We start from the raw sequence: 14,125 nt of genomic DNA on the forward strand, positions 1-14,125 counted from the left end.
ATCACCACGCGTCACAGATCGTTCCTGCAGCAGCCGGAAGCCTCCCGGGAGCCGAAGCAACCCATCAGTGATCTGAACTCAGAACAGGCCCTAGTCGACCAGGCCGAGGCGCGCGGCCCTGACTCCCGCGGCGAACCGGCTCTGAGCCCCCAGCTTCTCGACGATCTGGGTGATGAGCCTTCGTAGCGTCCGTTCGGAGCAGCCGAGCCTACGGGCGATGCTCTCGTCCTTGGCACCCGCCGCGAGGAGCGCGAGCACCTCCCGCTCCTGCGGCGAGAACCGGCTCGCGGGGTTCCCCGGCCCGGTGCCCCCGAGGTGCGGTCGGCCCACCTGCCAAGTGTGCTCGAAGACCTGCAGGAAGCACTGGGTGAGATCGGGGCTGTGCAGGATCACGTCCCCGTCCCCGCCGTGGGGGCCCGAGCCGAGGGCGATCACGGTGATCGCCCGGTCCAGGATGTTCATGTAGAGCGGGAGGGCCGGTACGACACGGACGGCCGCACCGCCCTCGATGAGCGTGTCGAGATAACGCGCCACGCCCGGGCTGCGCAGCGCTTGTGCGGAGACCAGCACCCGGACCGCGATCCCGTGGGCGAGCATCTGCCGATCCGATTCCAGGCTCGCCTCCAGGACGGGCGGCGGCGGGAAGGAGTTGCGCATCGCAAGGAACTCTTCCCGGCTCAGCGCATCCAGTTCCTCGAGACGTTCCCTCGTATGCGCCCGGTCCTTGAAGAACTCGACCTCCACGGTCTCCCGGCCATTGAGCTGCGTCGAGGAGAACAGGGCCAGTACGTCGTCGAGGGCCAGCACGTTCCGCGTGAGCGTCTCGGTCGCTGCCCGCAGCTGCCGCTCATGCTCCGAGAGCAGTTCCCGCAGGGCTCGTTCGGGCGGGCTCAGCCTGGTGCGTCTGCTGTCCAGCAGCCGTCGTTCGGTGAGCCAGTGCCCGACCTCCTTCGGAAGGGCCCCGATCTCCCGCGATTCCTTCGCCGCATCCCGCACCCCCGAGTTGGTGATCCGTTCCACCATCGAGACGTATGTCTTACGGGCCTGCGCTGTTTGGCCGGCGTGTGCATCCCCGTCGCACGGCGGTTCTTCCCGAAGGGAGGACGGCCGACGGTTCGGGCCGCTGTGCTCGACAGACATACGCGCACCATAGATCGCCCAACGGCTCACGACCAGAGACGAATTACCGGATCGGCGCCGTCGGCCGGGGGTGGTCATGTTGGATCCGGCCAGAGTTCGACTCGGAGGTGGCTCCCACAGCGGCCGCTACCGCTGCCCGCGCACCGGCCATGACGAGGGGTTCGCCGTGAAGCGCCCTCGGGGCGGACCTGTGCCGCTCGAATAGTCGTCGTCACAGGTCACGTGGCGTATCTGTACTCGTTGATGAGGCCGCCGACGGTCCGGGTGCGCAGCGGTCTGTGGGTGCGGACGTCCATCGCGGCCGGCTGCTCGGTAGTTGGCTGCGGGCCTGGTGGGGTCGGTGCTGATTTTGACAGGTCTCAAGGACCCTCCAGGCGTGCGCTTCGCCCATGACGAGGACGTGATCCCGCCGGCCCAACCGGGGATTCTCGCCGGCGAGCCGAAGCACGAGGTTTCTGATCGCGGCTCGAGTGGGCGGCCGACCGGTGCGCCTGCGCGCGCTGTCGTCCCACTTCGCAGCGGTGAATCGGCGATGCCGGCCGAGCAAGGTACCAGGGGTGATCGGGAAGACGTCGCGCCAGAGGTTTCGAGGTATCAGCCGGACAGGCCGCGAACCAGAATCGATCGGCTGGCGTAGAAGCCCGGGACGGCGTCGAGCAGATCCTCAGCTGAGGCCAGGACAGGGGCCGGGGCACACAGGCGTATCCCCAGGAGCGCGGCATGCACTTCGTGCTGGGCTTGGGTGTGGTTCCTCCATGCCTCGTCCCGGAGTTCGACGAACCGAGCGTCTAACCGCCGACGGCGGCTCTGAGCGGCTTCAGCGTCGCGCCGCCGGTAGAAGTAGAGGATCTGAGTGTCGATCACGTGAGCGATGGCGTCGAGGAAGCGGCGGTAGCTCTGCGCACGGTCCTCGGCTACCCACACGGGCGACGCCGACGGGGCGGTAGCGGTTGAGAGCGGCCTTGGTGACCATGCTGGCGGCCCGGACGGCCGCGCACGGGCCGCGGGCCTGCAGGCGCGGGTGCATCCGGTCCCAGGCGAGGGCTTCGGCCCGGCCGTAACGGGTGGTGTCGCAGGCAGTGGCCTGGTCGGGGGTGTGCCACGTCTCGGGCTTGGCGAAGGTGAGGACACCGCCGTGCTTGCGGGGCTGCCCGCCGCGCGGGGTGGAGCGACGCGGTCCGGCGTCGCGGAGCATGACCCGGTCCGAGCGCAGCCGGCCGACCAGCTCCACGGGCAGATCTGCCAGGACGTAGGCGAGCCGGGTGACGTCGTAGCCGGTGTCCATGACGATGAGGATGGGCTCGTCACCCGGGCGCCAGTGCCCGGCGCGCACGAGCCGGCCCACGACCTCGCGGAGCTGGGCGGCAGTCACCGCGGTGGCGTCGTCCGCCGGACCGAGCCGGATGGCGTCCAGCAGCGCGGTCCAGGACGTGCGGCCGGTCTCCAGCGCGGCGACGAAGGAGTAGGGCCAGCCGGGGATGAACTGGTCGGCGCTGCGGCCTCTGCCGTAGACGTGGCAGAACAGCAGGTCGGGGCTGGTGGGTGCGTCGGGACGCAGCCAGTTGCTCACGTCCACCGCGAGGACGATCCGCCCGTCGGCGGCACGCGGCAGCGGCGTGGAGGCAAGCAGCCGCCGTAGGCGGCGCGGTTCCAGCCAGCCGTGATTGACCGCGTCGTACATCGCCCCGTGCCCCCGCCGATGCTCGGCCGTCAGTGTCAGCTCGACCAGCGAGGTCACCGGGCCGTCCGCGCACAACGCCGCGTCGGTCAGCTCGAAGAGCGCGTCCGCGCGGGCGTACAGGCACTCGTAGAACTCAACCCGAAAGCGCGACAACACACCCAACGCCTCGACGGCGGGGGCATCGACGGGGAAACTCATCTCAGGGCCGTTCCTTCACGCTCCGTTACTCGACATCTCGAAGCGTGGGGGACGGCCGCGTCACGTGCGCCCGGAAACTGGAGATCTCAGCAGGTCGGGTGACGTGCGAGGTTAAACATCAAGCTTAGGCCAGAGTGCGGCTGCATTGACACCCCCCGACCTCACGCCGCCCGACAACCCACATCATCCCGCCTCGCCGCCAACCACTCCCCACCGTCGGAATTAGGCACCATAGTCGTGAAGCCTGTCAAAGCTCCAATCACGCTGCTGAAACTAGGGGTTTCCTTGGGAGCGCAGGGTGTATGGATTGGGGTGGGGTGGTACTCGTTGAGGAGTTAGTCGAGCACGTGTCAGAGCCTGACGGCAATTGCGGGAAGCGGGATGACGCTCGGATTGTCGTCCGGGGCCGTAGGCCCAGACTGCGGTGGCCGGCGACCCGATGGCCGCCCAGGCGAACCTGTGCGACGGCCTGACGGCCAGCTGCGGCCTGGGCGACGTCCTCTCGACCGCCGTCTACCAGGGTGCCCTCGCCCCACTGCTCCTGTGGCAACGTAATGGTCAGTCCTTTATCCAATTGCGCCAAACGCTGGCCATCCCGGGTCATGGAGGCACCTCCGCAGAGTAGTGTGGACCGAGGGGAATGTCGCGGAGCAGTGGCAATATGACGTGCTCTCAGAGTTACGAGAAGGGTCTCTACCGTCTTCGGGTGCGCTTGACAAGAAGACGAGGAACTTGTGCTTGACAAGAAGGCGAGGAGTTCCTGTCGTGCGCAAATTGGAAGGGCGAATGGCATGCCGGACAGCCGGATCGATCCGCATCTCATACCGGAGCCGCACGGCACGAGGTCCGCGAACCCCGGTGGTGATCGGCTGATCCATGAGATGGTGGCGCGCCAGGCCCGGCGGCGTCCGGCCGCACCAGCCCTCGTCTTCCGCGGAGAGACGATGTCTTACGGGCAGCTCGACCGCGCTGCCGACACCTGCGCGCGGGCGCTGCTGTGCAGCGGCGTCACGGCGGGACGGTTGGTTCCGGTGCTGCTGCCGCGCTCGCCCGAGCTTGTGGTGGCGCTGCTGGGGGTGCTCAAGTGCGGGGCCGCCTACACAGCCATCGACCACCGCTGGCCGGTGGAACGGGTCCTTTCGGTGGTCCGTGCCCTGGCCCCTCCCCTCCTGGTCACCAGCCGCCGATTGCCCGGCCTGGACCTGCCGACCTGGCGGCCGGGTCAGGAGCCGCAGCGGTCGGCTGACGAGGCTGCCAGTGCGGCTCCGCTTGGGGCGGTGCCCCTGCCACATCAGCCGATGGACGGTTCGGCCCTGGCCACCGTCTTCTTCACCTCGGGCACGACCGGTGAGCCCAAGGGCGTACTCTCCCCTCACCAGGCAACCACGCGCTTATTCGGCCCTGGTGGCTTACCAGGGTTCGGCCCGGGACGGGTGATGCCGCAGTTGGCACCGGTGCCCTGGGACGGCTTCACCCTGGAGCTGTGGGGCATGCTCACCACCGGTGGCACGTCGGTGATCGCGGACGACGACTATCTCCTGCCGGACGGCCTGCGTGCCATGGTGCGCGCATACGGTGTCGACACCAGCTGGTTCACCTCTTCCCTGTTCAACTTCTTCGTCGACGAGGACATCGACTGCTTCTCCGGAATGCGGCAGGTGCTCACCGGCGGGGAGCGGCTCTCGGCGGCGCACGTGCGCAGGTTTCTCAGCCGGCATCCCGAGGTGGCACTCGTCAACGGCTATGGGCCGGTGGAGAGTTGCGTCTTCGTCTCCACACACCGGGTGCTGCCCGTGGACTGCTCCCTGCCGGAAGGAATCCCGATCGGCCGTCCGGTGGCCGGCACCGAGGTGTACCTGCTGGACGGCGAGGACGGCGACGTCACCGCGCTCTCCGGCGAACGGCCGCTCCCGCCGCAGGGCGCGACCGGTGAGATCTGCGTCGCTGGGGACGGGCTGGCGCTGGGCTACCTCGGCGATCCGGCAGCCACTGCGGCGAAGTTCATCACCGCCGCTGTCGACGGCAGACCTGTCCGGCTGTACCGCACCGGTGACATCGGTCACCGGGACGCCGACGGCCTGCTGCACTTCCTGGGCCGCCGTGACCGGCAGTTGAAAATCTCCGGCCACCGCATCGAGCCGGGCGAGATCGAGGCTGTGGCGCGGCGCGTCCCCGGCCTGGGGGAGTGCTCGGTGGTCGCGGCTCCGAGACCGGACGGCAGCGGTGTCGACCAACTCGCGCTCATCTACACCGTGGTCCGGGATGGCACAGCGGCGGCCGGGCCGCCCCCGGAGCCCGATGTCGTCCGCCGCTCGCTGGCCCGGCTACTTCCCCACCACCTGGTGCCGCACATCATCCGCAGGGTCGCCGCACTGCCCCGCACCGCCAACGGGAAGGCCGACCGCGCCGCGCTCGTGGACTCGCTGTGCGCCCCGCAGGGCGGCGACAGCGCCGCGAACTGAGGGTCCACAGAGAAGTAGAGACAGGGGAGCACGGTGCTTTCGAACAATGCACGCGTGCGGGGCCGTCGTCGGCCCGGCACTGTGTGCATGGCGCAGGACTCCGGAACGCGGCCGTGGTGGGCCCGGATGCTGCCAGAGCCGGGTCCACTGCGCCCCCTGGCGGTCGCCACCGCGGCCAGCCGGATCGGCCGGGGGGCCTTCTACACCATTCTCCCGCTGTACCTTACGCGCGTCATCGGCCTGACAGCCGGCCAGGTGGGGCTGGGGCTGACCCTGGCCTCGCTGCTGGGCATGGTGGCGGGAGTGCTCGCGGGCCACCTCGCCGATGTGCTTGGTCCGAGAGGGCTGCGGATCACGGTCCGGCTGGCTGAGGCACTGATGTTGTGCGGCTACGCGCTGGTCGGCGGGTTCCGCGGTTTCGTGGCGGTGGCCTGCGTGGTGGCAGTGTGCGAGTCAGCCGGGCTGGCCGCTGAGGGTGCGCTGATCGCAGGCGCGCTGCTTCCGGAGCGCCGGGTACAGGGACGGGCCTATCTGCGCGCGGTCACGAACGCCGGATGGTCCGTGGGGGCCGTACTGGCCGCCGCGGCGCTTGCCGTGGGGAGTCGCCGAGCGTACACCGCGGTGATCCTCGGGGCGGCGACGTGCTACGTGGTCTCTGCCCTGGTCGTCAGATTGGTCCCGCCGCAGGCCCCGATCCACCAGCCGAGGCCGGTGGGCCCACGGTGGACAGCGTTGCGAGATGGTCCCTATGTGGTCCTGACGATGCTGAACGCGGCGCTGAGCATGAATGTCGGGATGTTCACCGTGGCGCTGCCGCTCTATATCGCCGACCGTACCCGTGCGCCGGCGGCGTTGTACGCCGGGCTGGTCCTGCTGAACACGACCGCGGCGACGCTCTGGCAGGTACGGGCGAGCAGGAACACCGACTCGGTGCGGGGGGCGGCGGTGGCGCAGCGCCGCTCGGGGGTGCTGCTCGCCGTCGCGTGCGCGATGTTCGGGTTCGCCGAAGGACGAGGTGTGGGGGTGGCCTGTGCCCTGCTGGTCGTGGGCGCGGCGGTGCATGTCTGCGGCGAACTGCTCCAGGCGGCGGGCTCTTGGGGGCTGTCCTTCGAGCTGGCGCCGCATGACGCCGTCGGCCAGTACCAGGGGGTGTACGGGGCCGGGCGGGACCTCGGCCAGCTCCTGACACCGGTCGTCGCCACCTCCGCCATGGTGTCATGGGGTTGGGGCGGCTGCCTGCTGCTGGGCGGGATCTTCCTTGTCATGGGCGGTCTGGTGCCACCGGCGGCTCGGCGGGCACAGCGGCACCCGCGGTCTTCTGAGGCCTGAGGCGCCCGGCGGTCTGGTCGGCGACGTGCCCGGCAACCTGCCCGGCAACCGGAGGCGGCCGGGCGCTGGGGGCGGCCGGAGGCAGGAACGGGAAGTCGCAATCATCCGGACGCCGGAGTCAGGCATGGGGAAGCACGTCGAACAGCTTCGGGTCCACGATCGCCTCCGCCAGCGACCGCACGGTCGGTCGGCGTAACACGGCGGAGGGCGGTACCTCGATGCCTTCCTCGCCGATACGGCGGGCGATGACCAGGGCCTGGAGCGAGTCGCCGCCCAGCTCCTGGAAGTTGGCATCCACGGTGACTTCCGGCACCGCGAGCACCTGTTGCCAGATACGGCTCAAAATGACGAAAAGGTCTTCGATACGCGGCGGCACAGTGTTTGACATGGATGTTTCTTTCCACTCGCGTGCCTGTGCCAACCATCTGTTTCCAGATTTTTTTCGGCCAAGCCCCCGACTGCCGATCCGGTCACGCTTTCCTGCGTCCCGCCTGTGGTGCTGATGGCGACGACATAAAGAGCGGCGAGCCTCGAAACTTGCGCGTAGTCGCATTCTGGCCAAGTCCGATACGGCAGTGCCTCATCGGCTTGACAGTCGCGATTCAAGGCTTAAAGTTGCGTGAACGTCGAATGAATGACGTCATTCGACGGCCAAGCGCGGAAGTATTTCGTAAGCTTCCGTTGTGCACGCCGATCGCGGTAGAAGTCGGCCCCTTGCCCCACGACGTGGTGGGCAGTATTCCCCTCCCTCAGGGAATGAGAGCGTAAAGACTTCTCAAAAACTTCACACGAATTACTAGGGGAATTACTAGGGGAATTACTAGAGCGCTCCGGCGCTCGCGGTGATTGCCGGACTGGAGGAGACATGCAGCAGCAATCTGTGCGGAGGGAGCCCTCGGCGCAGTCCGATGCGTCCCACGTGAAGGATCAGGACTGGGTGCCGTTGTCCGATGCCGACCGATATTCTTACCAAAAGAACGGTTACCTCCTTTTACGCGGGCTGTTCGACTCCGCGGCGGTGCGACGCGGCCGGGAACTCGTACGGGCTGCCCATGAGGGCAGCACGCCCAGCATCGCCGCCCATGAGAGCTTCACTGACCGCCCGCACACCGTTCGGGTGCGTGACGCCATCGCCCACCATCCGGGCCTGGCGGAGTTCCTCGACCACCCCGGCCTGATCGGCCCGCTGGTGTCGGTCCTCGGACTGAGCGTGCAGGTGCTCGGCACGGAGATCTTCGTCCGCGCGCAGCACGACGCTCCGCTGGAGTCCTGGCACACCGACGGGGGCGAACACCTCCAGCGGATACGGCTGGCAGCCGAAAGCGCAAGCCTCCAGGTAAAGGCGCAGGTCTTCTTGAGCGACGCCTCCGAGGACGACTGCGGTAACTTCCTCCTGATCCCGGGAAGCCACCGACGGATGCCCAAGAAGACGATCCCCACCTGCTACATCGCGGAGCTCAACGAGCCGTTCGAGCGTGGCGAACTGCCGGACGACGCCGTGACGGTGCATGCGGCCCCGGGGGACGTGCTGCTCTTTCCCTACTCCTTGTGGCACGCGGTCGCGAGGAACACCCGGCGTCCCCGCGAGACCTTCATCTTCCGTTACGGCCAGCTCTGGCACCGCCCCCACGACTACCTTCAGCAGCCGCCGGAGGTGCTGGCCAATATGTCGCCCCGGCTGCGCCGGATGTTCGGCGACTTCGGCGCCGACCCGCACCCCACGGAGTTCTACAAGCCCAACGATCAGCGGCGAGTCATGGCCGGTGAGGTGGAGGCTGGTAGGCGATGAAGCCGTTGGCTCAGGCGGCTGGTGGAGTTGTGGCCGGTCCCGACGGGCGCATCGTCGTCGTATGCCAGCAAGGACGCTCCTGGTCCCTGCCCAAGGGGCATCTGGAGGACGGCGAGGGTTCGCGCGAGGCCGCCGAGCGGGAGATCGCCGAGGAGAGCGGGCTGAGGGACCTGCGCTACGTAAGAACGCTCGACTCCTACGTACGGTCCTCCATCAGCGGCACCGGCCGCATACTCCCGGGCCGGCTGAAGAACATCGAGATGCACCTCTACACCACGGCCGGCGGCCCGTTGGTCCCCCACGACCCGGACAACCCATACGCCGTGTGGGCCGACCTCGCCACCGCGGCCCGACTGCTGACGCACCCGGCCGACGCCGAGTTCCTCAACGCTCACGCGGCGCACATCACCGCGCGTGCCCAAGCGCCCGAGCCTCCCCGCCCGGCGCACACCGCCGTGATCCTTGCCGCCGGGCTCGGCAGCCGACTGGCGCCGCACACCGAGCTGGCGCCCAAGGCATGCGTGCCGGTGGCCGGAGTGCCGCTGGTAGTACGGACCCTGGACGCCCTCGCCGCTGCCGGGATAGGGAGCGCCGTAGTCGTGGTCGGCCATCTGAGGGACCGGCTGATCGAGACCGTACGCCACTGGCGGCCGCGGTACGAGGTGCGGTTCGTGACCAATGAGCACTACGCGACCACGGGCACAGCGGTATCCCTGCGCGTGGGGCTCGCCGCGCTTGATCCGGTGGACGTACCGCTGGTCATCGAGGGCGATGTGGTCCTGGAACCGGCCGTCCTGCGGCGGCTGCTCGCCCGTCCGGGTAGTGCCACGGCTGTCGAGCCATACCGGCCGGGGCTGTCGGGCTCCTTCATGACCTTGGGCGACCAGCGACGCGCCGTGGCCATCAGCCGGGCGGACTGGCGTGCCCCGGACGACGATGTCACCCAGCAGTACAAGACCGTCAACGTCCATCTGGTCTCGCACGCCGACCTCCTCGCCACCTGGTGGCCGGCCCTGGTGGAGCTGACCGAGCGGGATCCGCGCGCACATCTGGAGCATCTGCTGCACCACTGTATGGGCGTGGGCATGCCGCTCGAAGCTGTGGACGTGGCGGGCCTGCGCTGGTGCGAGGTGGACGACAGCGCGGATCTGGCCGTCTCGGAGAGGCTGTTCACCTCTGCCGCCGCCCCGGCCGATCGGCGATAGCGGCGATGTGCGGAATCTGGGGTGCCGTGGGCACGGGCCAAAACGGGCACGGTCTCGACCGCGAAGCGGCCGGGGACTGCGTCCGTCTGCTGCGCCACCGAGGGCCGGACGGAGAGGGGCTGTGGTGGACACCGCGCACAGTGCTCGGCCACACCCGGCTGGCTATCTTCGACACGACTGACAACGCTGTCCAACCGATGACTTCCGAGGACGGCCTCCTGCGCATCGTGTTCAACGGTGAGGTCTTCAACCACGCCGAGATCCGAAGCGAACTGGAGTGCCTCGGTCACCGCTTCCGCGGCACCGGGGACACGGAAGTCCTGCTCGCCGCATACCGCCAGTGGGGCCTGGCCGTCCTGGACCGGCTCAACGGCATGTTCGCGCTGGCCATCTGGGACCGTGCCGACGGCAGCCTCACCCTGGCTCGTGACCGCTTCGGTATCAAGCCGCTGTACTACTTGCGGCAGGGGGAACGATTCGCCTTCTGCTCCGAGCCCAAGGGGCTGCTCCCGCTGTTGCCGGGACCACCCACGGCGGATATCCAGGGGATCTCCGCCTTCCTGTCGCTGCGTCACGTCCCCGCGCCACGCACGCTCTTCACCGAGCTGCGTCAGCTGCCGCCGGGTTCCTGGCTGCGCTGGCGCGACGACGACGTCACCACCGGAGTGTGGTGGGATCTGGCTCGGCAGCGGACCACGCCGCCGCCTCCCTGGCGGCGGGCGGCCGCCCTGCGCCGCGTCGTCGAGGAGGCCGTCGATGCCTGGAGCCGGTCCGATGTCCCGGTGTCTGCGTACCTGTCCGGCGGCCTGGACTCCAGCATCCTGGTCAGCGAACTCGGCCGCCTCGGCCGCTGCGCCGGGACCTACACCGCCGAGTACGACGTGCCTGGCTACTCGGAGGCGGACGGCGCCGCGGAGGTGGCCGCGGACCTGTCGCTGTCGTTGCACGTGGTGGGGGCCCGGGTAGCCGTCTCCCCCGAAGAGCTCGCCCACATGGCACGCATCCGCGATCACCCGCTGGGCATGCACAACGAGGTAGCCCTGATCCGGCTGGCGCAGGCGGTGAGCTCCGCGGCCCGCGTCGTGGTGTGCGGTGAGGGCGCGGACGAGCTGTTCGCGGGATACGGGCGGCTTTATCGGCTGCCCTTCGAGGTACGCAAGCGTCGGTTGGGTTGCCGCGCCCGCCGCCCCGCGGCCACCGGCTGGCGGCGTCACCTCGGCTCTCCGGTGCTCGCACAACTCCTGGAGGAATACTGCTACATACCGCTGGACACCAAGCACCGGCTGCTGCGTGATGACGTTGCCGCGCGACTGGACGACGACGCGGAGCTGATGCGGACCCTGCGCACCGAGTGGAACCGGCCGCGGCGCGTCGGGCTGCATCGCAGGCTGACCCACTTCATGGTCAAGGTGCACCTGCCCGGGCTGCTGCAGGTGCTGGACGGCACCGCCATGGCGGCGGGCGTGGAGGCCCGGGTGCCCTTCCTGGACCACCGCCTGGTGAGGTGGGCCTATCGGCTGCCGCAGCGCACCAAGCTGCGCTGGCATGGCCTGTTCGCCGCCGCCCGCGCGCTGGCGGAAGAGCCCAGCCGTTACAGCGAACGGCGCGACACCACCAAGTGGCTGCTGCGCCGGGCCTTCGGCGACCGCCTCCCGGACGGGGTGCTCACCCGCCGCAAATTGCCCTTCCCCGCTCCCCTCAACGAGTGGCTGGCCGGTCCCGGGGCGGCCGAGGTGGCCCGCCTCGTACTGGACGACGGAGCCCGCCTGCACGAGATCTTCGCCGCGGACCGCCTGCGCGAATGGTGGGCCGGCCGCGGAGAGGGCAGCCCGACTTTCGGCCGGCAGGCATGGATGCTGATGAACCTGGAGGTCTGGCTGCGGGTCTATTGCCCGCCACGCGGCCACGTCACCGACATCACGAGCAAAGAGGTCGTATGAACCGACTACTGTTCAACCCCGGTCCGACGAACACCCGGGCCAGTACCAAGCGGGCTTTGGTGGTCGACGACATGTCGCACCGCGCCCCCGCGTTCCGGGCCGTCCTCCAGCAGGTGCGCGACGCGTTGCTGAGAGTGCTGGGCGCCGAGAGCGATTTCGAGGCGTTGCTGTTCGCCTGCTCGGGCACCGGGGCCAATGAGGCCGCGGTGAACTGCCTGCGCGGCCCGGTCCTCGCGCTCGTCACCGGCTACTACTCCGAACGGCTCGCCGACATCGTGGAGCGCTCCGGCCTGGAGGTACGGCGCATGCGCTTCGGTACGTTCCAGGGAATCGATCCGCGAGAGGTGGCGGCGGAACTCGACGCGACGCCCGGGATCCGATCACTGACGTTCGTCCACCACGAGACGGCGACCGGCGTGCTCACCCCGATGGCCGCGCTCAACCGGCTCGCGGCCGAGCGCGGCATCCTCACCCTGGTCGATGCCATCAGCAGCGTGGGTGCTCACCGGATGACCCTGGATGCTGACGGCCCGGATGTGCTGACCGTTACGAGCAACAAGGGTCTGGAGGGGCTGCCGGGCGTGTCGTTCGTGGTGGGGAGGCGGGCGGTTCTGGAGAACGCACGGCCGGGCCACAGCTACTACTTCGACATCGCGCGGCAACTGGAGATGCAACGCGGCGCGGAGGTCCCGTTCACCGTCCCGGTGCAGGTCATCTGTGCTCTGGCCGAGGCGCTCGGCCACTTCGAACGAGAGACGCCCGCCGGGCGGGCCGCCCGGTACGCGCTGACCGCCGGTGTCCTGCGGGCAGGTCTGGCCCGGCGAGGGTTCCAGCTGGTCGACCTGGCGCCCGGCCGGCGCTCCGAGGTGGTGGTCCCGGTCCGGCTGCCGGCCGGGCTGGACTACGAGCGGGCGCGGAATGAACTGGACTCCCTCGGCATCGAGATCTACACGCCGGGCTACGCCGTCGCGGCCGGCTATTTCTTCATGGCGACGATGGGACCGCTCGGCCACGCTGATGTGGAGAACGGTCTCGACGCCTTCGTCGCGGCCTGCGAGCGACAGGGCTGCCCGCCCGGCGGCGCGCTGGAAGCCGCCGGGTACGAGGAGGACACCGGCGCGGCGCCGCTGCCCGGACCAACGGCCGGCACCGACCGGGAAGAGGCCGTGGCCTCCGTTGCCAAGGCGTCGGCATGAGCGGGCGGCCGGCGGCCAAGGCGCCGTTGTCCCCCACCTCCGGGCTCAATGCCCGGGTACGCGAACTGGTGGCACTGGGCCATGACATCACCGTGCTCACCGCGGGGGAGTCGCCGGGGAGTCCGCCGGAGCATGTGCGCCAGGCCGCCGCGCGGGCGGCACTGTCGCCGGACGGCCACGGCTACGGGCCGACAGCGGGCATGCCGCAGTTGCGTGACCGGGTGGCACAGTCCACCCCCGGCACCGCCGGTGAACTCCTCAGCACGGAGAACGTGGTGATCACCGGAGGCGCCAAATCCGCGCTGTTCTCCATCTTCCTGTCAATGCTGAGCCCCGGCGACGGGGTGCTGATCCCGACACCGGCGTGGCCGACCTACGGCCACGCGGTACGGCTGGCCGGCGGACGGACGGTCGTGGCGCCGACCACGTCCGCCACGGGCTTCCAGCCGACGACCGAACTGCTGGAGCGGCACCACGACGCCGGGATCCGGCTGCTCGTGCTCTGCTCGCCTGCCAATCCGACCGGGGCGGTGTTGGACCGCGAGCGGCTGCGGGAGATCGGCGGCTGGTGCGCGCGGCACCGGGTGACGGTGGTGCTGGACCAGGTCTACGGCCAGCTGAGTTGGGCCGGGGTCGACCAGCCGGCGCGGCGAGTGCTGCGCGAGGCCGGGGCGGAGGTCGTCGTCGTCGACGGGGTCTCCAAGACGTACGCGATGACCGGCTGGCGGGTCGGCTGGCTCGTGGCGCCCGCCCCGGTCGCCGCCGCCGTGACGGCCGTCGTCTCCCACACCGCCAATCACCCCAACCGCGTCGCCCAGACCGCGGCTCTCGCCGCGCTCGAAGGCGACCAGGAGTCGGTGGAACAACTGCGCCGGCATCTGCTGGGAAACCGTGAGCGGCTGGGCCGGATGCTCTCGGCGGTGCCCGATGTCGTCGACTACCACGAGCCCCAGGGCACGTTCTACGCCTTCCCCTCGCTCGCCCCCCTGCTGGAGCGCAGACCCGCACTGTCCGACGCCGCGACGGTGGCCGACAGGCTGCTCAACGAGGCGGGTATCGCGGTGATTCCGGGCGGCCCCTTCGGCGCCGCCCAGCACATACGTGTCTCGTTCGTCGAACCGGCAGAGCAGTTCGAACGCGCGATTCAGCGGATGATCGACCATCTCACAGCCATGAAGTGATAGG

General features: G+C 69.4%; 9 protein-coding genes and 1 pseudogene. 7 read left to right on the forward strand and 3 right to left on the reverse strand.

Annotation, left to right across the window (positions count from 1 at the left end):
- Nucleotides 1–90: 90 nt before the first annotated feature.
- Together ABZS71_RS28620 and ABZS71_RS28625 are read right to left on the reverse strand one after the other, a co-directional pair.
- Nucleotides 91–1,023, reverse strand: a complete 933-nt coding sequence (locus ABZS71_RS28620) for a LuxR C-terminal-related transcriptional regulator (RefSeq protein WP_355854525.1) — start codon at nucleotides 1,021–1,023, stop codon at nucleotides 91–93.
- Nucleotides 1,024–2,152: 1,129 nt separating this feature from the next.
- Nucleotides 2,153–3,019: pseudogene (locus tag ABZS71_RS28625) on the reverse strand (transposase); the annotation flags it as partial.
- Between the two features lie 791 nt (nucleotides 3,020–3,810).
- Between ABZS71_RS28625 and ABZS71_RS28630 the strand changes: the two are divergent.
- Together ABZS71_RS28630 and ABZS71_RS28635 are read left to right on the forward strand one after the other, a co-directional pair.
- Entirely contained in the window at nucleotides 3,811–5,481 is a 1,671-nt protein-coding gene (locus ABZS71_RS28630) for an amino acid adenylation domain-containing protein (protein WP_356214734.1), read from the forward strand.
- Between the two features lie 126 nt (nucleotides 5,482–5,607).
- Nucleotides 5,608–6,810, forward strand: a complete 1,203-nt coding sequence (locus tag ABZS71_RS28635; protein WP_356214736.1) for an MFS transporter — start codon at nucleotides 5,608–5,610, stop codon at nucleotides 6,808–6,810.
- 118 nt (nucleotides 6,811–6,928) lie between these two features.
- Here ABZS71_RS28635 and ABZS71_RS28640 read toward each other — a convergent pair whose 3' ends face one another.
- Nucleotides 6,929–7,198 carry a phosphopantetheine-binding protein gene (locus ABZS71_RS28640; RefSeq protein WP_355856192.1) on the reverse strand — a complete coding sequence of 90 codons (270 nt, stop codon included), beginning with the start codon at nucleotides 7,196–7,198 and terminating at the stop codon, nucleotides 6,929–6,931.
- Nucleotides 7,199–7,675: 477 nt separating this feature from the next.
- Here ABZS71_RS28640 and ABZS71_RS28645 point away from each other — a divergent pair, with 477 nt between their 5' ends.
- From ABZS71_RS28645 to ABZS71_RS28665, 5 genes are read left to right on the forward strand one after another with little or no spacing between them, the layout of a single operon-like run.
- Complete coding sequence (locus ABZS71_RS28645) at nucleotides 7,676–8,599, forward strand: phytanoyl-CoA dioxygenase family protein (RefSeq protein WP_356214738.1); 924 nt, start codon at nucleotides 7,676–7,678, stop codon at nucleotides 8,597–8,599.
- Nucleotides 8,596–9,804, forward strand: a complete 1,209-nt coding sequence (locus ABZS71_RS28650; protein ID WP_356214740.1) for an NTP transferase domain-containing protein — start codon at nucleotides 8,596–8,598, stop codon at nucleotides 9,802–9,804. The genes ABZS71_RS28645 and ABZS71_RS28650 overlap by 4 nt, the downstream gene beginning before the upstream one ends.
- 5 nt (nucleotides 9,805–9,809) lie before the next feature.
- Nucleotides 9,810–11,744, forward strand: coding sequence for an asparagine synthase (glutamine-hydrolyzing) (asnB, locus tag ABZS71_RS28655; protein ID WP_356214742.1), 1,935 nt, complete (start codon nucleotides 9,810–9,812; stop codon nucleotides 11,742–11,744).
- Nucleotides 11,741–12,940, forward strand: a complete 1,200-nt coding sequence (locus ABZS71_RS28660) for an aminotransferase class V-fold PLP-dependent enzyme (RefSeq protein ID WP_356214744.1) — start codon at nucleotides 11,741–11,743, stop codon at nucleotides 12,938–12,940. The genes asnB and ABZS71_RS28660 overlap by 4 nt, the downstream gene beginning before the upstream one ends.
- Nucleotides 12,937–14,121: an aminotransferase class I/II-fold pyridoxal phosphate-dependent enzyme gene (locus tag ABZS71_RS28665; RefSeq protein WP_356214746.1), complete on the forward strand. Its 1,185-nt coding sequence runs from the start codon at nucleotides 12,937–12,939 to the stop codon at nucleotides 14,119–14,121. Before ABZS71_RS28660 ends, ABZS71_RS28665 begins: the two co-directional genes overlap by 4 nt.
- Nucleotides 14,122–14,125 lie beyond the last annotated feature (4 nt).

Source organism: Streptomyces sp. NPDC005393 (assembly GCF_040606675.1).
Classification (GTDB): domain Bacteria; phylum Actinomycetota; class Actinomycetes; order Streptomycetales; family Streptomycetaceae; genus Streptomyces.